This window comes from Brevibacillus ginsengisoli (genome assembly GCF_050113715.1).
Lineage (GTDB): Bacteria > Bacillota > Bacilli > Brevibacillales > Brevibacillaceae > Brevibacillus_H > Brevibacillus_H ginsengisoli.
This window is the reverse complement of record NZ_JBNJQR010000011.1, coordinates 178275-204676: the sequence shown is the minus strand read 5'-3', so window position 1 is coordinate 204676 and position 26402 is coordinate 178275. Positions and strand designations below refer to the sequence as shown.

Genomic DNA, 26402 nt, shown 5'->3' with positions numbered 1-26402 from the left:
ATCGTTCGTTTTTTGCATTATACACGAAGTTTTCTCATCCGTAGAGTAGCGTCAAAGGCGGGAAAAGCGCTTTTGGTAGAGGAGAATGGCGTCATTTTGTTGAATTGTTAGCTCGAAGGACTTTAGGTCGGAGGGAATGAAACGTGCATAAAATTGACTGGGACTTGTACCTACTGCCCTATGAACAAGCGGTTGAAGAATTAAAAATCAAATTAAAAAATCTGCGCAACGAACTGAAAAAGCGCAAAGAGCATGCGCCGATTGAATTCGTAATGGGGCGGGTCAAGTCATTAAACAGCATCTACAATAAAGCGAATCGGCTTCAGTTTCCGATTAACGAGAATATCGGCTGGGAGCTTCGTGACATCGCCGGTGTGCGCATTATGTGCCAATTTATAGATGATATATGGTCAGTCGTTGAACTTTTGCGACAGCGTAAGGATATGCAAATCTTCTTGGAGAAAGATTATGTCACCACCCCAAAAGAAAGCGGCTATCGCGGATATCACCTGGCGATTAAATATCCGGTGCAAACGGCACACGGAGAAGTACTCATTCCGGTTGAGATTCAGATTCGCACACTGGGGATGAACTTCTGGGCGACAATTGAACACTCCTTGAATTACAAATACGAAGGGATTATTCCAAGCAAGATCCGCCAGCGCTTGATTGAGGCGGCCAAAGCATCCTATACGCTCGACAACGAGATGAACAACATCCGTGAAGAGATAAAGGAAGCGCAATTGATTTTTACGCGTAAAAAAGAAGTGCCAATGGATAAGCTACTGGGGCTGGTCGAGCTGGATCTGGATGACGATCTGCTACTGGATCAATCCCACTACACAAGCGGCTTAGAAGAGAGGATGAGCGAATAATGACAGATCAACAAGTAAACTGGATGGCAGAAGTTGAGAAGCGCAAAGCGGACTTGATTGCCACCACTCAAGAGTTTCTCCGTATCAAAAGCGTATTGGATGAAGCGTCAGCAGGACCTAATGCTCCGTTTGGTCAAGGGATCGCGGATGCGCTTAACTTCATTTTAAAACAGTGCGAAGAAGCTGGCATGGTGACCAAGAATGTGGATGGTTACGCAGGTCACGCTGAATTTGGCGCTGGTGAAGAGCTTGTGGGTATCTTAAGCCACGTCGATGTAGTTCCAGAAGGAGACGGCTGGACGACTCCTCCTTACGCTGCCGAAATCGTAGACGACAAAATTGTTGCGCGTGGAGCCTTGGATGATAAAGGGCCGACCGTCGCAGCATTCTTCGCTGCCAAAATCGTCAAAGAACTGGGATTGCCGCTCAATCGACGTGTTCGCTTAATTTTCGGTGCAGATGAAGAGACCTCTTGGCGTTGCATGCACCACTACTTTAAGCATGAAGAAATGCCGACTTTAGGATTTACGCCAGATGCCGACTTCCCGTTGATTTATGCGGAAAAAGGCTTGACCCATTTGATTTTCAAACAATCCATTGAAGCGTGGAAAGCAGCCGGAAAAGCTGAAAAGGCTCAAGCGGATGTCCGTTTGCTGTCCCTGCAAGCAGGACGCCGGATGAACATGGTGCCTGACCTGGCGAACGCTGTCCTGATTCCACAACAGAAGACAGCAGACGAACTTGTCCAACTGTTTGAAGCATACATGAAAAAGTCGGGATTAACCGGAGACGCGAAGATAGCTGGCGAGAGGGTAGAGCTTTCTCTTAAAGGGGTTTCGGTGCACGGAATGGATCCGGCCAAAGGCATCAACGCGGGAACCGAACTGGTTCATTTCCTACATAAACTGCAATTGGATACTCGTGCTGAAGCGTTCGTCCAATTTACAGAGACCTATCTCTACCGTCAGCATTACGGAGAAGCGATGGGCATAGACCACAATGATCCAGAGATGGGGCCGCTCACGCTGAATACCGGAGTCCTCCAGTACGAGGCGGAGGGAGAAATTCGTTTTGATATCAACATTCGCTACCCACATTCCCAGCCATACGACAAGTGGGAGCCTGATCTGCTTGGTCACTTGAAGAATGCTCACTTGGCACTTGAGATTGAGGAGAATATGGCGCCTCATCACGTGGAATTAAGTCATCCGTTAATCACCACCTTGCAACGTATTTATTCCGAGCAAACCGGTTTGGATGCAACCGCGATGGCGATTGGTGGTGCTACGTATGGTCGCTCGTTGGATGTCGGGGTAGCTTTTGGGCCGTTGTTCCCTGGTCGTCCAGATTGCGCGCATCAGCGTGACGAGCATATCTTTATTGAGGATTTGGTACGTTCTACAGCTATTTATGCGCAAGCGATTTATGAATTGGCGCAAGGATAATCGATCCACTCATTAACAATTAAGAAGCTCCGCTTGGATCAGGACTTTTGTCGGTCAGGCGGAGCTTCGATTTGTCGCTCTACCCGGCGCCACAGGCTTGGCATCGCCAAGTTTTCTTTGTATCTTCTCGATCCTTGTGTTTTGGGAAATACTAACGTAGTATAGGAAGAGGTTTGTTTAGGAAGGAAGTGGCATGATATGAAGCAATCTTTTGAAGCGTTCGGGTTTCGTCCGGAAGTGATGAAAGGGATTCAAGACCTTTTTTATAAAGAGCCGACCCAGATTCAGGCTGAAGCGATTCCATTGATTCTGGAAGGCAAGGATGTCATTGGCCAGGCACAAACAGGTACCGGGAAAACCGCCGCGTTTGTCCTGCCGATTCTGCACAACTTGGTGATTGAGAAGCGCGATATTCAAGCGCTGATTCTCACGCCGACAAGGGAATTATCCATCCAGATTGCCCGTGAGATCGAGAAGCTGGGCAAGCATCTGGGGGTCAACGTGCTCTCTTTGCACGGCGGAACGGATATTGAGCGTCAAATGAACAAGCTGGAGCAAACTGTGCACATTGTAGTGGGTACTCCGGGGCGTATTCTGGATCATTTGAAGCGGGGAACGCTGCATTTTGGCCGGATCTCGACGCTTGTATTGGATGAAGCGGACAAGATGTTGGAGATGGGCTTCCTCGAGGACGTTGAACAAATTCTGTCTTCCACAGCGACCAACAAGCAGGTACTATTGTTCTCGGCGACCATGCCGGATCAGGTGAAGAAGCTGTCGCAAGCATTTATGAATCAGCCTCCTCATCTCAAGATTGAATCCAAGCAAAAAACTGTGGATCGCATCGAGCAAGTGTACTACACCGTGAACCAATCGGAAAAAGTAGACGTCTTGTTGGACCTGATCGAGGGGCACAAGCCTTATCTGGCGATTGTGTTTGCCAATACGCAGGAGCGCGTGAAGCATTTGACCGATCGCTTGCAAGCAGACGGATATGACGCTCGGGCCTTGTATGGTGATCTTTCACAGAATAAGCGTGAGCAGCTGATGAGAGATTTCCGCAACATCAAGTTCCAGATTCTCGTGGCGACAGATATTGCCGCGCGTGGTTTGGATGTAGAGGGCGTCACGCATGTTTACAACTATGACCTGCCATCCGATACGGAGAGCTTTATTCACCGCGTCGGTCGTACCGGTCGTGCCGGCCAAAGCGGAACGGCTATCTCATTTGTTTCTCCTCGCCAAAAAGCAATTCTTGCTCGTATCGAAAAAGCAATCAAAACGAAGATTGAAGAGCGCCTCTTGACGCCAGGCCGCCACCTTGACGCTGGTCGCAAAGAACGTCAAAAAGAGCGGGAAGAGTATTTCAACGACCTGCGTGAAAAGAAAGCGATTGTGAAGCAGACCGAGAAGCAGAAAAAAGAAGCTCCGTTGAAAGAAGCGCTCAAGAAGAGTACCAAGGTAAAACCGGGCTACAAGAAAAAAATTCAGCAAGACATGCAAGAACTCCAGAAGCAGTATGAGCAAAATCGCAAGCGCGACGAAGCGATCAAGGCTCGCAAAGAAGCCAAAGCCAAAATGGCCAAAGGCAAACCGGGAGCAGGCAAATCCGCGCAAGGCAAAACCGGCCTGGGCGGCAAACAATGGTCCCAAAGACCGCAGGCTAACGGACGCAAGAAGTAATTTCATTCGAAAAACCACACAATCACCTCTACAGATCAGCTTACTGATCGAGTGGAGGTTTTTTTTTGCAAATCGGCATAAGAATACGGGTACATTCACAAAATAATCCAGACAAAAAATGCTTCTAAGGAGGAATATCGGTTGAATCAATCGGCCATGAAGCAAGCAATCAGCAGTTTGCAAGCGAACTTGCAACGTCTGCAACAGACGGCTGGAATCCAATCTGCCTATGGGAACGCGTTTATGAATGTGCAACAAACCATCACCTCCTTGATTCAGCAGGCTACCTCTCTTCAGGGAACGGGGAATCAGCAGCAAGTGGACGCGATCAGACTTCCCTTTCCTCCTACCGTAATACACTAGGAAGCACAAAAAATCAGTTCGAAACGTTGCCCGAAGCGACACAGCAAGCTTCGAATCCAACCGCTTATTCCGCTTTGCAAACCTATAAACAGGGAGAAGCGTTATATGACATTCTCACCGCTATAAATGGGGACATGATGACGGTCAGTCATAGCTTGGAGCAGCAAACCTTGCCTCAGGGTTCCACACCTTCTCATACAGATGTCAATTTTGACAATAACCCTGCTCCGCATCATCTCTCACCATAAATTCAGACGTTCCACAAAACCTCCCGTTGGCGAGGTTTTTTTGCATGTTTCCAGAGGCGGTGAGCCAGTCTAGATTGATCAAATATTCGTAGAAAAACAAAAGTCTGTTATAATAGTTTGATAAAGAGAGAATTCGGGAACTAGCAAAGGTAGTAAGACTCCGTCATTATTGCTAGTCTAAGGAGAGATTGATGATGAGCGATGTTTGTTCGGTATGCGGATTCCCGAAACCATCACATCTGGATTATTGTAATAATTGCAATGATAAAGAAATGATCGAATATAGAAAAGTAAAAGAGTATCTGAGAACCTATCCCAATTCCAATGCCATGCAGGTAGCCAATGCGACGGGTATCACCGTCTCCAAAATTACGAGATACTTGCGGGATGGATTGTTGACCAGCGTCAAAGATGATCGGCGCTCGCGGTAACTTCCCATCATGGAAGGCAGCAAAATGAATCTAGTACTATAAGATTCATCACCAAAAACCGAGTGCATCTGCACTCGGTTTTTTATTTTCCTTCCATTCGCGTAAGCCCTGTTTCATAAAAGTTCAGATAACTTCCTTACAAGTTTCACAAAGCCAAGGGCTCATTCATTCATATTTACTTATAATAAGAATTAATGAAAGAAATATTTTGTAGATGAAGTATTTCTACATAGTTACTTGAGCCACTGACCTCTATTCTTTTGTAATGATTTAAAAATGTTCCTTTGAAAGGTGATCGGGGATGTGTTATCCATGAATAATTTGAAAGAGCTTCTGAACAATCACTATGTAAACAATAACGAGATCCCTCATTCGTTATTTGTCACCGATCGGCAAGGGAATATCTTAATCTCCAATGAGTTTACTGCTCTAACACTAGGGATGTCTTTGGAAGAATTACTCCGGTCTAATGTGGGTGACCTGGTTAAAGACGGGATGTATAATCATTCTTTTACGCTTGATGCCATTAAAAAAGGTGTACAGCAAAAAGGGACGGTAGTAACCAGCAAAGGGTTTAAGACAACAACGACAAGCACACCGCTGTTCGGGCCAACAGGAGAAATTGACCTGGTTGTAACGGTTGGCAAATATGAAATGGCCGATACGGACGTCATCGAAAATGCCAAAGACGAGGTTACTTTTGTTAAAGAAGAGAAGAGTGAAGTTGTAGCGGAAAGCATCCAAATGAAAAATATTCTGAAAGCATGTGATCAAATTGCCCCATATGATTGCAGAATATTGTTGTATGGTGAGTCCGGGACTGGAAAAGAGGTATTATCCAAATACATTCATAAAAAAAGCAGACAGAATGATAGGCCGTTCATTTCGGTTAACTGTGCGGCGATTCCGGATAGTTTATTTGAATCAGAGTTTTTTGGATATGAAAAAGGAGCGTTTACGGGCGCCAATTCACAAAAGATTGGTTTAGTAGAATTAGCGAATAATGGAACCCTCTTTCTCGACGAGATTTCTGAACTGCCATTGGAGAAACAATCCAAGCTGTTGCGGGTTTTAGAAACACAAGAGATCAGAAGGGTTGGGGGAACTGAAGATATTAAAGTCGAGTTTAGAGTAATCTCTGCGACCAACAAGGATTTGAAGCAAATGGTTGCCGATGGAACATTTCGAGAGGACTTGTATTATCGGATTAATGTGATTCCCTTGCATATTCCTCCGTTACGCGAAAGACCGATGGATATCATCTGTCTCGCCAGGAAATATATCGATGAATTTAATCGGAAATACCAAAAAAACTACAACCTGAACGCAAAACAATACGAGGATTTGCTTTCCCAAAATTGGCCGGGTAATGTCAGAGAACTAAAAAACTACGTGCAAAGGCTATTAATTGTAAACCATACCCATTTTGAAGAAAAGGAAGACACAAGCACGCCATTTGATTTCATGCTAGATACCTATATAAAGAACCATCTTGATCATCCGCTTTCCTTAAAAGAGCTTCTGTTAAAGGTAGAGGAACAGTACATTCATTCCATGATTGACGCTTGCGAGGGAAAGATAGCTGAGGCATCCTCCAAGTTAGGGGTACACCGTTCCGTACTCTATCGAAAAATAAAAAGTTTACATGATGATGTAGCGATGGAGAATGAAAGCAACTTAAAAGAAGTATGCAGCAAATAACGAAAAGCATTCGATGGGAATCCATCGAGTGCTTTTTTTGGTCAATCGGAAAGTATAGCAGGCTCGGCGGTCGCCAAGGTTTTCTGATGATAAGGATCTATGAAAGCGGTTTCGCTATTTTGCGACAAAAACCCACTTTTGCTACTTAAAATGTCGTGCAAATGCGACAAAAAACCCGGAAATATGACAATAAGAGCCGATTGCAGGCTTCTTTTTAGTTTGGCACGGGTCTTGCAATATAAATAAGGCGTAACGAGGTAAGAGATGCGATGTGAAAAAAATCACAAATTATCCACATTTGAAAGATACGCAACTCTACTTCTAATGAATCAAAAGGAGGTACATGTTTACCAATTCGTTCTGAAACCTTGAGAGGAGTGAAAAAGATGTCGAAGGTGATCACAGCATCACAAGCTGCAGAATTAATCAAAGATGGAGACACAGTAGCTGCTAGTGGGTTTGGCTTAGCCTGTTGGGCCGAAGAAGTCGGAATTGCTGTAGAACAACGCTTTCTTGAGACAGGGCATCCAAAAAATCTGACCGTTATGCATGCGAGCGCAATTGGCGATCGTCGAGGAAAAGGCATGAGCCACTGGGGTCATGAAGGTCTGATTAAACGGTGGATGGGCGGTATCACGATTGCATCTCCGGGATTAGCCAAGCTGATCGAAGAAGATAAATGTGAAGCCTATAATCTGCCACAGGGTGTTATCACTCAGCTTTATCGAGAGATTGCAGCGAAAAGACCAGGGGTTATCACCAAAATTGGTTTAGGCACCTTCGTGGATCCCCGCATCGAAGGCGGAAAAATTTCTCCTTGTACCAAAGAGGATATTGTCAAAGTTGTTGAGTTTGAGAATGAAGAATGGCTCTTTTATAAATCATTTCCTATTCAGGTAGCACTCATTCGAGGAACTGTAGCAGACGAAAAAGGGAATTTGACACTTGAAAAAGAGGGACTTCATATGGAAGTGCTCCCGATCGCTCAAGCCGTCAAAAATTCTGGCGGGATTGTCATCGCTGAGGTTGAAACGGTGGCAAAAGCTGAATCTTTGAATCCGAAAGATGTTCGAGTACCAGGAATTCTTGTTGATTATATCGTTGTATCCAAGCCGGAAAATCATTTCCAAACAGAAAACACCAAGTATAATCCAGCGTTCTCAGGCCATGTGAAAGTGCCAATGGACAGTATCCCATTCCTGCCACTCGATGAGAGAAAGGTTATCGCGCGTCGTTCGGCAGCAGAGCTGAGAGAAAACAACATCTTGAATCTTGGTGTAGGTATCCCGGTTAACGTATCTACGGTAACAGCAGAAGAAGGCGTTACAGATATGATTACGCTGACCACAGAGGCTGGTTCCATCGGTGGGGTACCGGGCGGACTTCCTGACTTTGGACATGCGTACAATAGCGAGGCAATCGTTGACCATCATGCCCAGTTCGATTTTTATGACGGCGGCGGTTTGGATATGACCGTGCTTGGACTGGCTCAAACCGATGAAAAAGGAAACATCAATGTAAGTAAGTTTGGTACTCGTGTCGCAGGGTGCGGTGGTTTAATCAATATTTCACAAACTGCCAAAAAGCTCGTTTTTGCAGGAACCTTCACCGCAGGGGGCTTGGAGGTCAAAATTGGAAACGGCAAGCTGGAGATTGTACAGGAAGGTAAAGTTAAGAAGTTCCTGAAGCATGTTCAGCAAATCACCTTTAGCGGCGAATACGCGAGCAAAATCAAACAAAAAGTTATCTATGTTACCGAACGAGCTGTTTTTGAATTGGTTGACGGAAAAATGGTTCTAACCGAAATTGCTCCAGGTATTAATTTGCAAAAAGATATTCTGGACCAAATGGATTTTGAACCGGTTATCTCCCCTAGTTTAAAACTGATGGACCCAGGTATCTTTGAAGATAAATGGGGACAGTTGAAAAATTTGATCCAATCAAGATAAGAGGGTGATGATTCAATGTTGGATATGAGCTTGACATCCACTCAACAGGAATGGAAGACAAAAGTAAGAAGTTTCGTTGAGCAATACATTATTCCAAATGCTGCGAAACACGATGAAACCGAAGAATTTCCTCTGGCAATCGTTGAAGAAGCGGGCAAATGGGGACTGCTGGATTTTGCGGTACCAACAGAATTTGGCGGACCGGGGCTAGACGCTTTAACGGTAGCGATTATTTCGGAAGAGTTGGGTCGTGGTTGCGTAGGGATGCAGACAACCATTGGCGGTAACGGACTTTCTGCCTATCCTGTTTTGTTTGGCGGAACAGAAGAGCAGAAGAAAAAATACTTCCAATTCATTTTGGACAAAAAGCTTACAGCCTTCGCTTTAACAGAACCTGGAGCTGGTTCGGATGCGGGTGCCGTTAAGACAACTGCTGTCCTGGATGGAGATGAATACGTCCTGAACGGCTCGAAGTGCTTCTGTACAAACGGTGCTTATGCGAGTGTCATGGCGGTTATTGCCTCCACAGATCCTTCCAAAGGCATCAAAGGTCTCAGCGCGTTTATTGTGGAGAGCGATCGTCCTGGAATCATGATTGGTAAAAAAGAGGATAAGATGGGTATCCGCGCTTCGAATACCGTAGAGGTCATTTTCAACGATGTGCGTATTCCAAAAGAAAACCTGATCGGGCAAGAAGGAATTGGCTTTAAGCTTGCGATGAAGACACTGGATTCCGCTCGTCTGTCGGTTGCTGCTTCCGCGTTAGGTTTATCTAAGAGAATTATGGAAGAAACCCTTCGCTTCTTGAAGCAGGAGACCAAAGGCGGCAAGCCTATGACCGCTTCCCAATACGTACAATTCAAGATTGCGGATATGGCGATGCAGATTGAAGCCGCTGAGAATTTGATTGTGAAGACCTGTTATCTAAAAGAAAGCGGACAACCTTACAGCAAGGAATCAGCAATGGCGAAGGCTTTTAGTACCGATACAGCGATGAAGGTTGCGGCTTTAGCTATTGATCTATTCGGACCATATGGTTATCTGAAGGATTCCGTGGTAGAGAAACTCATGCGAGATGTCAAGGTTATGCAAATTTATGAAGGTTCGAACGAAATTCAGCGCATTGTTATCGCGAATAACGTGATCAATGCCTAGGAAAGGAAGTTGGAGCTTAAAATGGACTTCACATTATCGGAAGAGCAAGTATTGATCCAGCAAAGTGTCAAGGAACTAGCCCAGGAATGGAAAGACCTCTCGGTAAAAGAAATACTGCAAAACTTAGCGGAAGTTGATTTTCTAGGGGTTTACCTGCCAGAGGAGGTAGGTGGCTCGGGAGCGGACTTTGCAAGCTATATTCTTGTACTTGAAGAACTGGCAAAGGTATCAGCATCCGCCGCACTTGCTTTCGCAATCCATAGCACCCAAGCCTCCTATTTCTTGTATAAATGGGGAACGGACATTCAAAAAGAAAAATATTTGACCAACCTTTGCAAAGGTTCAGCAATTGGGGCATTCGCATTCGGTGAAGGCTGGGTTGGCAAAGATAAGCTGGCTATTGAAACAGTGGCTGAAAAATTCAACGGCGGATACACATTAAGCGGAACCAAGACCTTCGTGTATAACGGGATTGAAAGTGATGTCATCGTTGTATTTGCCCAAACCGGTGAGAATTTGAGTGCGTTTGTTGTCGAAACAAACACTCCGGGCGTTTCTTTCTCTGAGCCATATAAGAAAATGGGCCTTGATGGATTGAGTGCAGCGACCCTGACTTTGGACAATGTTTTCGTTCCGGCTGAAAACCTGATTGGAACGGAAGGACAAGGAAAACAAATCATTTCGTCTATGAGCGAAGTGCACAGTATCAGCCTTGCAGCCATTGCGACAGGAATTTCGCAGGTAGCTATGGAGAAAAGCATCTCCTATGGCAAGGAACGCGCACAATTCAATACCCCGATCATCCGATTCGAAGCTTTACAGGAAATGGTCGGCAAAATGTCCGTCAATATCGATGCTTCCCGCCTTTTGACGCTTAGAGCTGCAGCTACAGTAGATATCAAGGAAGAAGCCGCTAACCAAGCTTCGATGGCTAGATATTTTGCGATCAAAACAGGCGAAGAGATTTGTCAGGATGCGATACAGATTCATGGCGGCTACGGCTACAGTAAAGACCTTGGCGTAGAGGTATTACTGAGAGACTTGAAAGGCCTATCCGTAATGGAAGAGCAAGTCAAACCGCTAATTATTACAATCGCCCGAAATGAAATAGCTTAAATTTACATTCTATCAGATAAAGACCTACTTCCAAAGGGATTGAAGAGGAGGATCATGATGAAAGCACTCGTTTGTTATAAATGGATTAAAGATGAAGCGGATATTGTGGTTGATACGGTAAATAAAACCTTGAACATGGACAAAGCCAAATTCAAGGTGAGCGATTATGATCGAAACGCATTGGAACTTGGCGTTCAATTGAATGAAAAAAATGGCGTTGAGGTTTATTCCTTAACAGTAGGTCAGGGAGTAAAAGCTTCAACTACAGATGTTTTGGCAAGAGGCTCCGAGAAAGCTTATTATGTTGAGGCTCCTGAGGTTGACAGTTCGGTGACAGCTAAAATTATCGCCGAATCGGTTAAAAAAATCGGTGAGATGGATTTGATCATCTGCGGCGAGGGCTCCGGTGATCAGTTTTCACAGCAGGTAGGTCCAAGACTTGCAGCGTTGTTGGGGTGGAAATTGGTTACTTATGCCTCCAAAGTTGAGGTCAACGGCAATGAAATTACAGTGGAGCGCAAACTGGAGAATGTGATTGAAGTTATCAAAGTAACAGGTCCAGTTGTCATCACCGTACTTTCGGAAATCAACGTTCCTCGGATTCCAGGAATGAAACAAATTCTTTCGGCCAAGAAAAAACCAGCGGAAGAGCTTGCATTGAATGATCTTGGATTTACTCCGGACAAGCTTGAAACAGGTATGAAGGTTGTACACATTGGTCCTTCGATCATGGACCGCAAGCAAATCAGAGTAAACAGCAATGATGTATCGGTGAAAGATGCGGTCGCAGAACTTGTACAACTCCTAAAAGCGAACAAGGATATCCAGTAGAGGAAGGTGCCACACATGATGAAAAAGATTTGGGTTATTGCAGATGTTGCTGATCATGCCTATGAGTTGATTTCGAAAGCTGCAACACTTGGCGAGAATATCACCGTCTTCGTAGCTGGTGATCGTTCGGTAGGAGAGGAATGCCTTTCTTATGGGGCAAATAGCGTGAAGCTAATCTCTTTCCCTCTTGATACTATCTGGGAAAATTACGCGCAATCTTTACGTGAGCTGGCAGAGGCGGAAAAGCCTGAATTGATCCTGGTTGGAGCAACCAGAAGAGGCAAAACCATAGGTGCTTATCTGGCAGGTCTCTTGGACTCTTTATATATCTCAGATGCGAAGAAGCTTGAGGTAAACAACAATACGCTTACAGCTTCTAGAACCATCTACGGCGGATTGGCTGAAAAGAACGTCGAGGTAAACGGTGAAACCGTCATTGTATCCGTATCTGCCAACACATTCGAAAAAGTGAAAGCAGCCGCTGCTACAGAGGGTGCAATCGAGGATATTCAATTCCCTCAACCACAAGGAATTACGCTGGCAGAAAGAAAAGAGAAAGCCGCTAGTTCTGTAAATCTTAACCAATCGGATGTAGTAATTGGGGTAGGTCGAGGTTTTGGAGAAAAAGAAAACTTGAAATATGCTGAGGAGCTTGCTTCCCTTCTTGGTGGTGAAATTGGCTGTTCCCGACCTGTTACGGAGGACTTCCACTGGCTTCCTGAAGAGCGGTATATCGGAATTTCCGGTGCGGTGATTAAACCGAAACTCTATCTTGCTGCAGGGATTTCAGGACAAATTCAACACGTATATGGTATCAGAGATTCCAAAACCATCGTGGCAATTGACAAAAATGAAAATGCTCCTATTTTCAAAGTGGCTGATTACTATATCGTCGGAGACTTGTTGGAAGTATTGCCGGAGTTAATTTCCGCAATCAAATAAGCCTAAACGTGATGGTAAGCCGGGCAGGTTGCATATTCAGGATCAATGAAACTTGTCCGGCCGCTCAGTCACATTGAACAACAGAGAAAGGAGTAATTACTATGTCAGAACAATATGATGCCATCATCGTAGGGGCCGGAGTGGCTGGCTGTGTAGCGGGTTACATTTTGGCAAAAGAAGGCCTTGATGTCCTAATTGTGGAGCGAGGTAACTTTGCGGGCAGCAAAAACATGACCGGAGGCAGATTATATACCCACAGCCTTGAAAAAATCATGCCTGATTTCACCAAGGAAGCACCAGTGGAAAGAAAAATTACAACGGAGAAAATTAGCATGATGACCGAAGACAGTGCGGTCACAGTCGATTTCAGTTCAAGGTCGCTGGCTGTGCAGGGAAAGGACTCCTACTCTGTCCTGCGTGCTGATTTTGATCAATGGTTAGCTGGCAAAGCGGAAGATGCCGGAGCTCAAATCGTTGCGGGCATTCGTGTAGATGACCTTCTTGTAAAGGACGGAAAGGTTTGCGGGGTCATAGCGGGAGAAGATGAGCTTGAAGCCCATTCCGTCATTCTTGCAGACGGTGTCAACTCTCTGTTAGCCCAAAAGCTAGGATTCAGAGGGGAACTGAAACCGCATGAAGTAGCTGTTGGAGCCAAGGAAGTAATTGAATTGCCAGAGTCGGTCATTGAAGACCGGTTTCAACTCAACGAAGGTGAAGGGGTAGCCTGGTTGTTCGCCGGAAGTCCTTCCAACGGTCGAGTAGGCGGAGGATTCCTTTATACGAATAAATCTTCAATATCCTTAGGCGTTGTTTGTACACTAAGCGACCTAGAAAATTCGCAAAAAACTGTGCCACAAATGCTCGAGGACTTTAAAGCTCATCCAGTGATCAAGCCGTTAATTAAAAACGGCAAAATGGCCGAGTATTCTGCACACCTTGTTCCAGAGGCTGGCTATAACATGATTCCCAAAATTGTAGGGGACGGTGTTCTGGTAGTAGGTGACGCGGCAGGTTTTTGCATCAATATTGGTTATGCCGTAAGAGGAATGGATTTGGCGATTGCTTCAGGAGAGGCGGCTGCCAAAGCAATCATTGCGGCTAAGGCAAAATCAGATTTCAGTGAAAAGGGATTATCTACGTATACTGAACTTCTGAATGATAGTTTTGTCATGAAGGATCTGAAACTTTACAAGAACTTTCCTCATTTCATGGAAAACGAACGGATCTTTAATCAGTATCCTCAAATGGCTGCTGACATGATGGAATCGTTGTTCGTCATTGACGGTACACCTGCCAAACCACTGATGTCTACCATGATGGGACATGTCAAAAAAGTGGGAATCATGAACCTGATCAAGGACGGGGTTAAGGGGGTAAGGTCACTATGAGGGTAAACGTTGAAGAAAAATTAGGCGTCAACAAGTTTGCTGTAGATGAGGAAAATCCCCATATCACGTTGAAAAAAGATGCGGTTGATATGAAAGAATTCAAAAAGCTGGTGATCGCCTGTCCGGCCGGTTTGTACACCATCAATGAAGATGGCAGCACTCGTTTCGATTACGCGGGGTGCTTGGAATGCGGTACGTGCCGTGTTCTTTGCGGGAAAACCATTTTGGATAAATGGGAGTTTCCTGTTGGTACCATGGGGATTGAATTTCGATACGGTTGATGGGGCAAGCGCATCAAACTTGACAGTAATGGATGGAGAGGAGGAGACAGGATGCCAAATATACGTACTGTGACAGAATTGTTTGAGCAATCTGTCCGATTATATCCAGATAACATTGCCGTCTCAGATGGGATTGGGAGCATTACCTATAAAGAGATGGCAAGTCAAGTGACACTGCTTGCGAATGGTTTGTCGCGTTTTGGGATCCGCAAAGGAGATCGAGTTGTTATCTGTTTGCCGAATTGGCATGAAATGGCCATTATATATTTTGCTTTAGCTAAAATTGGCGCGATGCTTGTCCCCTGCAATGTGAAATATCGAGAGGAAGAGATCTCTCGTATCGTCCAGAATTCTGGGGCCAAAGCCGTGTTTATTATGGAGGAACATCATCATCTCGATATTATGAACAAGATCGGTAGACAGCGGATCCAACACATTTTTTCTGTCCGATTTATCGGTGATGATGTGACGAGTTTAGAGGAACTAATGGAAATTGGGCAAGAAGCAGAACCTCCCAGTGATGTGATTCAAAGTGAAGATGTATTTACGATCATCTATACTTCTGGGTCAACGGGCCAGCCTAAAGGGGCTGAGCTCACACACCGGAATGTTCTCCATGTTGCCATTTCAACAGCAAGTAACCTAGGGGCGACGTGCCGGGATGTATTTTATGTTCCGGTGCCTGCCACCCACGTTTTTGGACTTGTTGCTGGAATGTTAACGGCGATTAGTGTGGGGGCCAAAATTCTTTTCTTGCCGAAATATCATCCAATAAAAGCACTTGAACTTATAGAAAAAGAGAAAGTAACCATTCACCTTGGAGTTCCAACCACTTTTAAACTGGAACTAAACAGTTTGTCCGACCACCACTTTGATTTGAGCTCGTTGCGCACAGGAATCATCGCAGGTGCTCCCTGTCCTGCAGAAATTGTACGGAGAGTTCGTACCGAAATGAATTGCAATGTGGCAATATCCTATGGTACGACTGAAACTTCTGCAGGAATATCCTTTACGCGCTTCGAGGACAGTGAAATCCTTCGAACGGAAACCGTTGGCAAAGCGGTAGACGGAGCAGACATCAAAGTCGTAAACGATGAGGGGATCGAAGTCGGAAGGGGGGAAATTGGAGAAGTCGTTTGCCGAGGTGCTGGAGTCATGAAAGGGTACTACAATTCTCCATCCATCACTAAGGAATGCCTGGATCAGGATGGTTGGTTTCATACAGGAGATCTTGGGACGATGGACAACGAAGGGTACATCCGAATCGTAGGCCGTAAGAAGGAGGTTATTAACTGCGGAGGATTCAAAATATATCCGCCAGAAATTGAGAATCTATTTTATAAACATCCTGCTGTATTAGAAGTAGCTGTCTTCGGGATGCCAGATCAAGTTCTGGGTGAGGTCCCGTGTGCAGCCATCAGCTTGAAGGAAGAATACGCGAAAGATGAAGAGATAATGAAAGACTTTATCAAAGAGAAAATAGCAAAATACAAGGTGCCTAAACGAATTGTATTCATGGACGACTTTCCTAAAACAGAGAGCGGAAAGATAAAGAAAAGAGAATTAATCCAAATTCTTGCTGACAGGGAAGAGGCTACAAGGGTATAAGCTATTTCTTTATTATCTATTCTGTGAAAAAAATCACAAAGTCATTCGTATTCCCATCTTTACCAAAATACATTAGTAAAAGGGATGATTTTTAAATGGATACCAAAATTAATAGATGGGCTATTTTGTGGGCGTCTGTTGGTGTTTTACTTTGCACTGGTACAATTTATGCTTTTAGTGTGTTCGCTGGACCATTAGGTGCCGTACATGGATGGACAAGGGCCCAAGTCATGATGGCTTTTACAATCAATGCGGCGATTGGTCCAATCCCGATTATTCTTGGTGGGTTCGCAACTGACCGTGGTTATGCGAAGATGTCAATCCTGATTGGGGGCGTTATGTATGGACTTGGATTCATGTTGTCCGGTTTTGCCACAACGCCTGCGATGCTTTATCTCACTTATGGTATTTTGGGTGGCTTCGGTCAAGGGATTGCCTACTCTGGCTGCTTGAGCAATACCATTCGCTTGTTCCCAGATAAAAGAGGCTTGGCGGCTGGTCTCATCACTGCTGGTATGGGTGGAGCAACCATTATCGCTGCTCCTGTCGCTAACTACTTGATCGAAAACCAGGGTGTGCTGGCTGCTTTTAAATATATGGGTCTTGTGTTCGTCGTTATTACGATTCTTTGCAGCTTCTTTATTAAACCAGCACCAGCTAATTACGTGCCAGAAGGTTGGACTCCTCCTACTACTGGACCAAAAGCTACAGTGAACAGCGTTCCATGGACAGGCATGTTGAGTACGGGAAAATTCTATATCATTATATTGATGTTTGCTATCGGCGCTTTCTCAGGATTAATGATTACTTCTAACGCATCGGTTATCGGGCAAAATATGTTTGGATTGACTGCGGCTGCAGCGGCCTTCTATGTAAGTCTTTATTCTCTGAGCAATTGCCTTGGTCGTGTTCTGTGGGGTTACGTATCGGATAAAATCGGTCGTTCCAGCACATTGATGTACATTTACGCGGTTATCGCTTTGGCCATGTTTGCCTTAGCCAATGTAAGTTCAATTACCGGGTTCGCGATTGGTATCATTGGTTTAGGGCTTTGCTTCGGTGGAATTATGGGTGTGTTCCCTTCAATTGTTATGGAGAATTACGGTCCTAAATATCAAGGTGTGAACTGGGGTATTACGTTTATCGGTTATTCAACATCCGCGTTCTATGCTCCAAAGATTGCTGCACAAATTGCCTCTGCGAATGGTGGAAACTTTACCAATGCATTTTACATTGCGATCGCATTGGCCGTTACCGGATTGATTTTGAACTTTGTCTATAAAGCGATCGAAAAGAAAGCACTCGCTCCTAGAGTGGAAGAGAAAAAAGCATCTTAAATCAATTTATTACGAAAGATCTATTATGAATAGTTTACTCTTTAAATTCGGGCTACTTACTATAAGTAGCTCTTTTTTCTATCATGATTTATAGTTTCCAAAAGGAGGGGGTAGAGGGTTAATCTTGGGGGAGTAAATGAAAAAAGGTCTAATTGTGCTAGCTAGTATTGTTATGATTTTTGCAGTTGCTGTATACTTCTTTATTTTCAAAGAAGATTACGTCCAACACCAAGTGAGAGTAGAACAACAAATCGTATCAGCAGTTGAAAAGAAACGCCAAACGAATGAGAGAGCACTCATTGATTTCACACAGATAGCACCTTTTGCTTGGGACAACGTCTATATCTTTACGCCGTATACTTCGTCAAAAATGATAAGTAAACAGCTAGGATTTAAGTGGAACCATAAAGTAGTGTCTACTATCGAAACTCATGATCATATCGATTTACTTGTTTTTGTTCAGAACAAGGAGGTCACAGGATATGTTGAACACGCGAGATCGAATGGTGATTTTGAAATCCATAACCAAATGGGCTTTTCACGAGACGAAGCCATTTTTGAAGTCGTGAAGGGAAAAGATGGGGAACCGGATTCGTTTATCATTCGAAATGTGAGATAAAAGATTATATGGAATAAGACCTCGGTATGAGATGACGAGGCCATTTGTTTTTGTAATTGTTTTTGCTTTTGCTTTTAAAACCCCGCGGTAGAAAAGAGCTTCATCCACTTGCAGCCTCCTTGGAAGTGACACCCAGTGTAGGGAAAGGAGAAAAGGGTGGTTAGCCGCCACCCAACCCCGCAGGGGCGCGAAGCGTTTGGCGGCTCCCTTTTCGGATTGACCGAAACGGACTATTTAACCTCAGCGCGAACTTCCACAGAGCGAAAAGGGATGAAGCTCTTTTCCCTCACACCCACCGTAGCCCCTTCGGATAATGATTCTTCAACTGCCCATCCACTAGTTTCCCCCAGCCAATGGAATAACCATCTACAGTTACCAGAGTCCAACCGTTGGGACCATCTGCCTGAAGCGTTTCACCTTTTAGATAACGGATGATTTGCGGATCGTCAGCTGAGAAGTTGACGACTCGTTTGGCCTGTTCTGGTCGGATGGCCAATGCCAGGGCGTGAGAAGGCTCCAACCGATTCTTTTTGACGGTACCAAGGTGCCAGCCTGCTCGTACAATTTTCAACCCATTTAAGGAGAACGCATCAGATGGCAGATGGTATAGCTGCTCGCCAAACAATGTGAATCTATTGTGGAAGAGGCTCTTATGCCCCTCGTACAAGGCATCGCTCGCGAACGCTTCCCATGCGGTTAACGCTTCCTTGGGAATTCCTGATGATGGTTTATCCGACTTGCGGCCCATTCTTTTTTTATTCGAACGCTTCTGATCTGAATCCTGGATGGCAAGACTTGATTCAGTAGCTTCTTGAACATCGTCTAGGGGTTTGATCAGCTTGGCCAAATAATGCCCCTCTCCGTTCAGTAGATGCGGCCACAAACGGGAGGTCTTACTCAATGCAGGATCCTGGGAGCGGGACCATTCCGGCTGTCCTTGGGCAAAAAGCTCGGCATGAGGCACCAGCTCCAGCTGATAGTCGGGATAATTCTGAAGAAACTCCTCAATCGTCCGTTCATTTTCCAACGGGGCGAAGGTACAAGTAGAATAGACAAGAGTACCTCCTGGCTTGAGCATCTGATGAGCGGCATCCAAAATATCTGTTTGCATACGGTGGCACTCCAGAACTTTTTCCTCCGACCAATCGTCTATAGCTTCGGGCAATTTGCGGAACATGCCTTCACCTGAGCAAGGCGCATCGACAAGAATCCGATCGAAAAAGAGCGGGAAGTGGTCTCTTAGGCGTTCTGGTGTTTCATTGGTCACGATGGCGTTGGTGATCCCAAGCCGTTCAATATTTTCCGATAGGGCTTTGGCTCTCGTCGGGTGGATTTCATTAGAGATCAAGAGCCCATCTCCTTGGAGGTAACCGGCCAGCTGTGTAGACTTGCCGCCTGGTGCGGCACACAGATCCAGAATCGTCTCTCCCGGTTCGACTCCAACGGCTCCAGCTACCGCCATTGCGCTCGGCTCTTGCAAGTAGTAGAGTCCTGCGGCATGATGAGGATGTTTCCCAGGGCGCTCGGAAGCGGGATAATAGAATCCATAGTCACACCATGGGACGCTTTGCAGGGTAAAGGTTGGCTTGCTTGTCAATTCCTCTATAGAACTCTTCAACGGGTTAATCCGGAGTCCATGCAGAGGAGACTCTTCGTAAGTATGGAGAAAAGCTTGCAGCTGATTCCCTAGAAGATCAGCCATTCTTGTCACAAATTGCTTGGGTAGTGCGGTTTTCATGATAAGCCTCCGTTCAAAACTTTTCCTCTTGAGAAGTGTTGGAAATGCGAGAGGAAAAAAGGGAACTATGTCGAATTTTTCAATCATGTGAGGTGAATTTACCTTGAACGTGTCAAAGGTGTCACGAGTCGAGAAGCACAGGACCAGAAAAAGAACAGACACCGATGTCGGTCGTTTTTGGATCCTCGGACTACTATTTTCACTCTTGGTGCTTGCATGTGAATTCTTTATTAAGATACCTGAGCAAGCAGACTGGTTGCAAGAGATGGAAATGGGATTGTTTAGCGCAAGCTTTACGTTATTAGCTTTTTACCTGCTAGGATTAACGTTTGTCTTTTCACGGCAAGAAGAGGCGGGGCTTGTCAATCATCAAATTATTATCTATGTCTGGTTGGGGGCTATTCTGTTTCATCTGTTTCTGTTGATCAACAGCTTTACCAACCAACACATCTACAAGGCAGGCATTATCCTATTCTTGGGCCCCTTGTTTCTCACGATTTTTCACTTTATTACCTATCTCGCGGCGCTTCGAGATTCAAGGCGGCAAGAGAGGATGGCGTCCGCCGCTTCCTATGAAAAGGCGGGTTATCAGTTTATTTTGGAGGCAACCAGGGTACATAGTGAGATCGCACGGCTGAAAGTACTTCATCCAGAGATTGAGCAAATGCTTCGTGCCAACGATTTTCATCTCAAAATGGAACGCTATATGCTCGAAATGCAGCAGTATTTACAGGTAGAGCGGTTCGAGCGAAAAGATGTGGAGCTATTAGAAGGCCATTATTATTTCTTGGAGAATTTACTTACGCTGGCAAAGCAACATCCTGGCGTAATAGAATCGCGTCTTTTTGCTAATCGAGACGCATAAATACGAGATGAAAATTGGAGGGTGCTTACATGTTTTGGAAGAAGAATAAGGAAGATGCTCAACGTGAAGTGGCAGCGACAATTAGTGTAACGAAATCGGAGATCACATCCAAAGAAGACGACCTCAAACGTGAAATTCGCAACCAATACGAGCGGATGAACCGAATCATTCGTCAGCATGGCGTCGTAAACCGTCAGCACAGCGATTTATCGGCTGTCATCACTCGTGTGAGAAATACCATCGAACAAATCCAGTCAACTAGTGAAGCAACCGACCAATCCGCGAATCAATTATACGCGCGAGGAGATAAGCTGGCCGCAATCTCCAACCAATCCGTAAGCCGTTCTCAGGAAGGGAAGAAGGCGCTTGAGGACGTAGTTTCCGTGATTACCACGTTGGAACAGGAATCCGCCCAAAGTTCCCAATCCATGAGCCGTCTGGAAGAGCGCTCTACTCAAATCACCAGTATCGTTCAGGTAATCAGCGATATTGCAAGCCAGACCAACTTGCTCGCTCTGAATGCGGCAATCGAGGCAGCGCGCGCTGGGGAACAGGGACGTGGGTTTGCCGTCGTGGCGGATGAGGTTCGCAAGCTGGCTGAGATGACCGCCAATTCTACGAAGAGCATTGCTGAATTGATTGAAACCATGCAACAAGAAACCAAAGTAGCACTCTCCAACTCCGAGAAAAGCACCAAAGCCATTCGAGATGGCTTAAGCATTAGCAAAATCGCGTCCGAAAAAGTGGATGAGATCGTCAACGCATTTGGCGAGGTAAGCAACGAGGTAAGCGGTGTAATGGACATTATCCGCAACCAGAAGTCACTCGCTGACGATATGGCACATCAAACAGCCCAAGCCAAAAACCTGCTGGGTGAAGTGCATGACATTAGTATTCTTCACATCAAGGAAGCCAACGTTGTAGATGAAGAATTGGAAGCAAGTGTGAAAGAATTGAAAACCTTGCTGTAATAGGTTATCTAATATTCATTTGATGTAAAAAGAAAAACAGCCAAAACACTCAAAAAAGTGTCTGGCTGTTTTTTTGTTGAACGGTTCCCTTCTCTTCGGTTATTTTTTTCTAATATAACGAAATAAGACAACATTTGGAACGATAAATATGAATAGCAGTATTTTGAATATATACTTATTGGTAATCTCTTCAGGTAGGTATCCAATAATTAATAATGAAAAACAGAATAAAACAAACTCCAGAATGGCAAAAAGAAATACCCATAAACAACCTGGCGTTTCATCCACATTTTTATTCTCACTCACTTTTGAGTTCACCCGTCTTAAAAAATGTACTTTCTGGTCACACTTCCATATGTGTTATAACTATCTCCATACCCTCGTAACTTCTACTAGGTCCTTTCGATTAAATGTAAGTTTGTAAATGTCCGGCATATCAAGTTGCTTCCAAAAGTTAAATGTGTATTTACGGTCGAAGTAGTTCATGATTAATACCATGATATTCCCATGGGTTCCCACTACAATATTATGACCTTTGTACTTTTCTAACATCTGAATAGTGACCGTAACTCCTCGTTGTTGAGCAACTACATTTGATTCTCCACCGTCCCAAGAGAATCTATCGTCTTCCCATACCTTTGAAATTGCATGATGAAAATCTGCAACAGGTTCTGTCGTCAACGTTCGTTCTCTTAAGTCATCTATAATTTCAATCTCTTTGTTTATATAAGCAGCAATTCCTTCAACTGTTTGAATTGCTCTCTTATATGGACTTGATATCACATAATCAATTTTTTCAGGTATTAATAGCTTAGAAACCATTTTGGCATGATGAAGGCCTTGTTCAGATAAAGATCTTCCTGATTCATCTGGTGTGTAAGTCGAATGAGCATGCCTTACGAAGTAAAGATTGGTTAGCAAACGTATCAACTCCTTACATATTCGATTTATCGTTATATTTCAATTGAAAACGTTAACTTCTTTTAAGGTTTAAGTTGGATGCCTTTTTATTTCCATTCTGCATTTGAACCCTTTCAATTGGTCATTCTATAGGTACAAATAAAAAAGGGGTTCGTACATGTCTAGACAAGGTTCGATTGGTATTTTGCAAGCTTCCATGATGGTTGTACTATTGGTAGGGATTACGACACATGTTACCATCATACCTATTCTCCTTCAAGTATCTGGAAGAGATGCCTGGATTGCCGTTCTCGTAACAGCACTCGTGTATTTACCATGGACTATGCTTATTTATGCGATTATGAAATGGACCCATAATCAACCGCTTATCCAATGGCTAGAACGTGCAACATGGAAACCGTTCGCTTGTCTTATAGCATTCTTATTATCGCTCTACACGTTCTCGATGGGATTAGTCTCACTGAAAGAAATGGTCACTTGGACGGTCGGAATCTACCTTCCAGATACACCTCAATTGGTCATTGTGTTCATGACGGTATTGGTATGCTGTCTTGCCGCAATATTGGGCATTCGTTCGATTGCCATTACTTCGGGTATTCTGCTTCCCATCGTCGTAATACTAGGCTATTTCGTCATGACGGCTAACTTCCAACACAAGAATTATCAACTGTTGACCCCACTATTGGAGAATGGAATTTCTCCTGTTTTACAAGGATGTATTTATGCTGGTGGGGGATTTGTAGAGACGATTTTCCTTCTCTTAACCCAACACCATCTGAAAAAGCCTTTTAAAAAGTGGCAGATTCTCTTTCTAGCCGCTTTTATCGTAATGTTGACGATAGGACCCCTTACAGGAGCTATCGCAGAATTTGGCCCAGTGGAGGCTGCTAAACAGAGATATCCTGCCTTTGTGGAATGGCGTTTGGTCAAGATAGGCAAATACATAGAGCATCTTGACTTTTTATCGCTTTATCAATGGTTTTCTGGGGTATTTATCCGGTTAAGCTTGGTCTTGTATGTATCGGGAGATCTGCTCAGCAGTTTCATTCCAATCAAAAGAAATACGATACTGGTTATATTAAGTTTTCTTATGGTGGGGATGACGATGTGGCCATTAAGCGATGTCTTGTTTTATCGATTTTTAATGGTGGTTTACTTTCCGTATTGTTTTGTTTTTAGTTTATCCACTTCGATTTTGCTGTTTGGAATTGCCTTGTTGAGCAGAAAGAGAAAAGAGGGATATCAACATGAGAACGGCGCGTAACGAAAATCCCCGACCACTACCAATGGAGTTCTATTCAGAATCCTATTTGCGACAATTATTTGGGTTAAATGATGATGTCAAAGTAAAATCAATTCGTGTAAATCAGCATGGCGGTTCCACGATTCTGCTTCTTTATTGCGACAATCTCATTGACAAGAAGCAATTACAAGAGTTCATCCTCCCTCGCCTGCACGAGCTGATTGATGATGAAGCAGGCAATCCTGTTCACGAAAAAGTGATGGAGAATCATCCCATTCTTCCCATCCGCTGTTTACCCAATACAGCGACAGAGGAAGATATTATTCTGCAAGTATTTGCGGGAAAGCTGTTCGCGATCATCCCCCACACCCAAAAGATCCTTGAATTTGATATTGCCAAAATCCCGACTCGTACGCCAGCCGAATCAAATTTTGAATCATCCGTTCGCGGTCCACGAGATGGGTTTGTCGAGAGTCTGTCCGTTAATGCAGCCCTGATTCGGAAGCGTTTAAGAACCACTTCACTTCAATACGCGAAGTTCGTGATTGGTGCTCGGACCAAGACGCAAGTGGGGTTATTCTACATCGAGGACATACTGTCAAAAGAGATTCTGCATGAAGTCATAAACCGCCTGAGTCACATTGAAATTGATGGAATTTATAGTTCAACCCAATTGGAACAAATTATATCGGATCGTTCATGGGCTTTTTTTCCATTGTTAGACTATACGAGCAGACCCGATTATGTAGTGGATTGCTTGCTCAATGGCCGTTTTGCTATTTTGATAGACGGTAATCCGTCGGCGATTATTGCCCCGACGAACTTAATGCAATTGATAAAGTCACCAGAAGACGTGCATTTTACCTTTCTTTCGGTTACTTTTGGTAGATTACTACGATTAATCGGTTTGATGTTATCCTTGTTTTTACCTGGTTTTTGGATTGCGTTGGTTTCCTATCATCAAGATCAACTACCATTCCCTTTGCTTGCCACCGTAACAGTTAATCGTGTAGGGTTACCAATTTCTGCTCCTACTGAGATGTTGCTAATGATCATCCTTGTGGATATTTTCAGAGAAGCAGGCGTTCGATTGCCAACCGCATTAGGGAATACCATTACGGTAGTCGGCGGATTAACTATTGGAGACGCCGCCATTCGCGCAGGTCTGGTTAGCCCATCCATGGTAGTGGTTGCTTCGCTAACTGCGGTAGCAGGATCAACCTTGGTTAGTCAGGCCCTAGTGGGATCCATCAGTGTGTTGCGAATTATTATTTTCTTTTTATGTGCCTCGCTCGGGATGTACGGAGTTTTTGTTTCATTTTTTGGCATTGTTTTATACCTGTCTTCGCTTCAATCCTTCGGTGTTCCCTATCTTGCACCTGTTTCTCCAATTAACTTCAAGGATGTCATTAAATCGATCTTCCGTGTTCCCTGGCCACTCATGAAAAGCAGACCGAGCATTCTTAATCCTCAGGATAAAAGCAGGCAATCGGGGGAAAGCGAATGATTTGGTGCAGAAGAAAGGCAACCCTAATCTTTCTGATCTGTTCCGTTATCCTTACAGGCTGTTGGGATGAAAGAGAGATTGAAGACCAAAGCTATGTGACCTCCATTGGAATCGACTACGAGAAAAATCAATATGCCATTTATGTCCAAGTGCTTGATTTTAGCAATGTAGCCAAACAAGAGGGAGCGAGGTCGAGAGGTGAACCAGGAGTTTGGGTAGGAAAAGCGCTAGGCTCTACGTTAAACTCTGCTTTTAATAATCTGTATCCGACAGCTCAGCAACAGGTATTTTGGGGACATGTCAAAGCGATTGTCTATTCGGAAAGAGCCCTGAAACATCAGCCGAAAGAGATAGTGGAAATCATTAATCGTTACAGGGAGATGAGATACGACATTTGGGCGTACAGTACAAGGGAATCATTGGAGAAAGTGTTCACAGTAATCCCCTTTTTTAAATTAAGTCCGCTTGCTTCCATCCTCCATGAACCTGTTGACACGTATAACCAGCGATCCGTGATTGAGCCTGTTTATCATTACCGGTTTATCAGAGAGTTAATGGAACCCCCCGGCACAACCTTGCTTCCAACTCTGACAATTGATCCAAACAGATGGAAAGAATCACAAAAACCACATAGTCTATTAAGGGTGAATGGTGCTTGCCTGTTCCATCATGGCAAATATAACGGGTATTTAAAGGAACCCAATCTCATTGGACTTCGTTGGGTGTCGAAAAAAACAGAACGTACTTTTGTCCTCGTCAAACTAAATGGAAAAGCGGCGGCAACTGTTGTGATTCTACACCCCAAACCCCAGATTACCTATCGTGTTACCGGAAACAAGCCAACTTTTCAGATTCATGTAAAGGCGAAAGGTGTACTGAATGAATTCTTAACAGATATCCCTCTTCAACAGTTAGAAAAAGAAGTCTCGTCTATCATCCAAAAAGAGATTAGAGATACCTATGAAAAAGGGCTGTCGATTGGCGTAGATGTGTATCACTTAGAGGAGAAGCTGTATCGGGAGGACCCTAATCTTTGGCGAAAAGTTAAAGGAAACAAAGACTCATTTCTTCAAACGGGTTCGTTGGATGAGATAGGAGTCGATGTTTCCGTGGATTTTACGGGTAAGTACAAATACATACATTAAACTGGTCGTTGGATCGGGCGTTTTCCACAATTACCAACAT

Annotated in this window: 24 protein-coding genes; 22 read left to right on the top strand and 2 right to left on the bottom strand. The window is 44.4% G+C overall.

The genetic code is table 11. From position 1 onward, the window contains the following. Window positions 1–143 precede the first annotated feature (143 nt). The 17 genes from ACQCN2_RS20890 to ACQCN2_RS20810 all read left to right on the top strand — a co-directional run bounded on the left by ACQCN2_RS20890 (window position 144) and on the right by ACQCN2_RS20810 (window position 17972). On the top strand, window positions 144–875 hold the full coding sequence (locus ACQCN2_RS20890; protein WP_426930886.1) for a GTP pyrophosphokinase: 732 nt from the start codon (window positions 144–146) through the stop codon (window positions 873–875). Then, the gene (pepV, locus tag ACQCN2_RS20885; RefSeq protein WP_426930885.1) at window positions 875–2320 is read left to right on the top strand and encodes a dipeptidase PepV; all 1446 of its coding nucleotides are present in this window, start codon (window positions 875–877) and stop codon (window positions 2318–2320) included. The genes ACQCN2_RS20890 and pepV overlap by 1 nt, the downstream gene beginning before the upstream one ends. Window positions 2321–2518: 198 nt before the next feature. Next, window positions 2519–4003 (top strand): DEAD/DEAH box helicase, encoded by a 1485-nt coding sequence (locus ACQCN2_RS20880; RefSeq protein WP_426930884.1) that lies wholly within the window; start codon window positions 2519–2521, stop codon window positions 4001–4003. A 141-nt stretch (window positions 4004–4144) separates the two neighbouring features. Further along, a complete protein-coding gene (locus ACQCN2_RS20875; protein WP_426930883.1) occupies window positions 4145–4366 on the top strand; it encodes a hypothetical protein in 222 nt (73 codons plus the stop codon). Between the two features lie 26 nt (window positions 4367–4392). Beyond that, complete coding sequence (locus ACQCN2_RS20870) at window positions 4393–4614, top strand: hypothetical protein (RefSeq protein WP_426930882.1); 222 nt, start codon at window positions 4393–4395, stop codon at window positions 4612–4614. A gap of 191 nt (window positions 4615–4805) precedes the next feature. Beyond that, window positions 4806–5045 carry a hypothetical protein gene (locus ACQCN2_RS20865; RefSeq protein WP_426930881.1) on the top strand — a complete coding sequence of 80 codons (240 nt, stop codon included), beginning with the start codon at window positions 4806–4808 and terminating at the stop codon, window positions 5043–5045. A gap of 312 nt (window positions 5046–5357) precedes the next feature. Further along, window positions 5358–6746, top strand: a complete 1389-nt coding sequence (locus ACQCN2_RS20860; RefSeq protein WP_426930880.1) for a sigma-54 interaction domain-containing protein — start codon at window positions 5358–5360, stop codon at window positions 6744–6746. 386 nt (window positions 6747–7132) lie between these two features. After that, window positions 7133–8695 (top strand): acyl CoA:acetate/3-ketoacid CoA transferase, encoded by a 1563-nt coding sequence (locus ACQCN2_RS20855; RefSeq protein WP_426930879.1) that lies wholly within the window; start codon window positions 7133–7135, stop codon window positions 8693–8695. Window positions 8696–8710: 15 nt separating this feature from the next. Then, complete coding sequence (locus ACQCN2_RS20850) at window positions 8711–9850, top strand: acyl-CoA dehydrogenase family protein (protein ID WP_426930878.1); 1140 nt, start codon at window positions 8711–8713, stop codon at window positions 9848–9850. 21 nt (window positions 9851–9871) lie between these two features. Further along, window positions 9872–10966 (top strand): acyl-CoA dehydrogenase family protein, encoded by a 1095-nt coding sequence (locus ACQCN2_RS20845; RefSeq protein ID WP_426930877.1) that lies wholly within the window; start codon window positions 9872–9874, stop codon window positions 10964–10966. Window positions 10967–11020: 54 nt separating this feature from the next. Continuing rightward, a complete protein-coding gene (locus tag ACQCN2_RS20840) occupies window positions 11021–11797 on the top strand; it encodes an electron transfer flavoprotein subunit beta/FixA family protein (RefSeq protein ID WP_426930876.1) in 777 nt (258 codons plus the stop codon). Window positions 11798–11812: 15 nt separating this feature from the next. Continuing rightward, complete coding sequence (locus tag ACQCN2_RS20835) at window positions 11813–12739, top strand: electron transfer flavoprotein subunit alpha/FixB family protein (RefSeq protein WP_426930875.1); 927 nt, start codon at window positions 11813–11815, stop codon at window positions 12737–12739. A 101-nt stretch (window positions 12740–12840) separates the two neighbouring features. Continuing rightward, window positions 12841–14127 carry an FAD-dependent oxidoreductase gene (locus ACQCN2_RS20830; protein WP_426930874.1) on the top strand — a complete coding sequence of 429 codons (1287 nt, stop codon included), beginning with the start codon at window positions 12841–12843 and terminating at the stop codon, window positions 14125–14127. Continuing rightward, window positions 14124–14408, top strand: a complete 285-nt coding sequence (locus ACQCN2_RS20825; RefSeq protein ID WP_426930873.1) for a ferredoxin family protein — start codon at window positions 14124–14126, stop codon at window positions 14406–14408. The genes ACQCN2_RS20830 and ACQCN2_RS20825 overlap by 4 nt, the downstream gene beginning before the upstream one ends. 51 nt (window positions 14409–14459) lie before the next feature. Next, window positions 14460–16016, top strand: coding sequence for a class I adenylate-forming enzyme family protein (locus ACQCN2_RS20820; protein WP_426930872.1), 1557 nt, complete (start codon window positions 14460–14462; stop codon window positions 16014–16016). A gap of 95 nt (window positions 16017–16111) precedes the next feature. Further along, window positions 16112–17353 (top strand): L-lactate MFS transporter, encoded by a 1242-nt coding sequence (locus ACQCN2_RS20815; protein ID WP_426930871.1) that lies wholly within the window; start codon window positions 16112–16114, stop codon window positions 17351–17353. 136 nt (window positions 17354–17489) lie between these two features. Then, window positions 17490–17972: a hypothetical protein gene (locus ACQCN2_RS20810; protein WP_426930870.1), complete on the top strand. Its 483-nt coding sequence runs from the start codon at window positions 17490–17492 to the stop codon at window positions 17970–17972. A gap of 286 nt (window positions 17973–18258) precedes the next feature. Here the strand turns inward: ACQCN2_RS20810 and ACQCN2_RS20805 are convergent, their stop codons facing one another. Further along, window positions 18259–19710 (bottom strand): RsmF rRNA methyltransferase first C-terminal domain-containing protein, encoded by a 1452-nt coding sequence (locus ACQCN2_RS20805; RefSeq protein ID WP_426930869.1) that lies wholly within the window; start codon window positions 19708–19710, stop codon window positions 18259–18261. Between the two features lie 103 nt (window positions 19711–19813). On the opposite strand from ACQCN2_RS20805, the gene ACQCN2_RS20800 reads away from it, so the two are divergent. Further along, entirely contained in the window at window positions 19814–20575 is a 762-nt protein-coding gene (locus ACQCN2_RS20800) for a hypothetical protein (protein ID WP_426930868.1), read from the top strand. 29 nt (window positions 20576–20604) lie between these two features. Then, window positions 20605–21546: a methyl-accepting chemotaxis protein gene (locus ACQCN2_RS20795; RefSeq protein WP_426930867.1), complete on the top strand. Its 942-nt coding sequence runs from the start codon at window positions 20605–20607 to the stop codon at window positions 21544–21546. A gap of 366 nt (window positions 21547–21912) precedes the next feature. On the opposite strand, the gene ACQCN2_RS20790 is transcribed toward ACQCN2_RS20795, so the two are convergent. Further along, on the bottom strand, window positions 21913–22467 hold the full coding sequence (locus ACQCN2_RS20790) for a histidine phosphatase family protein (RefSeq protein ID WP_426930866.1): 555 nt from the start codon (window positions 22465–22467) through the stop codon (window positions 21913–21915). Between the two features lie 157 nt (window positions 22468–22624). Here ACQCN2_RS20790 and ACQCN2_RS20785 point away from each other — a divergent pair, with 157 nt between their 5' ends. The 3 genes from ACQCN2_RS20785 to ACQCN2_RS20775 are packed head-to-tail and all read left to right on the top strand — an operon-like array spanning window position 22625 to window position 26362. Then, entirely contained in the window at window positions 22625–23731 is a 1107-nt protein-coding gene (locus ACQCN2_RS20785; protein ID WP_426930865.1) for a GerAB/ArcD/ProY family transporter, read from the top strand. Next, window positions 23715–25217 carry a spore germination protein gene (locus ACQCN2_RS20780; RefSeq protein ID WP_426930864.1) on the top strand — a complete coding sequence of 501 codons (1503 nt, stop codon included), beginning with the start codon at window positions 23715–23717 and terminating at the stop codon, window positions 25215–25217. Before ACQCN2_RS20785 ends, ACQCN2_RS20780 begins: the two co-directional genes overlap by 17 nt. Next, window positions 25214–26362 carry a Ger(x)C family spore germination protein gene (locus ACQCN2_RS20775; protein WP_426930863.1) on the top strand — a complete coding sequence of 383 codons (1149 nt, stop codon included), beginning with the start codon at window positions 25214–25216 and terminating at the stop codon, window positions 26360–26362. Before ACQCN2_RS20780 ends, ACQCN2_RS20775 begins: the two co-directional genes overlap by 4 nt. The last annotated feature ends 40 nt before the right edge of the window (window positions 26363–26402 follow it).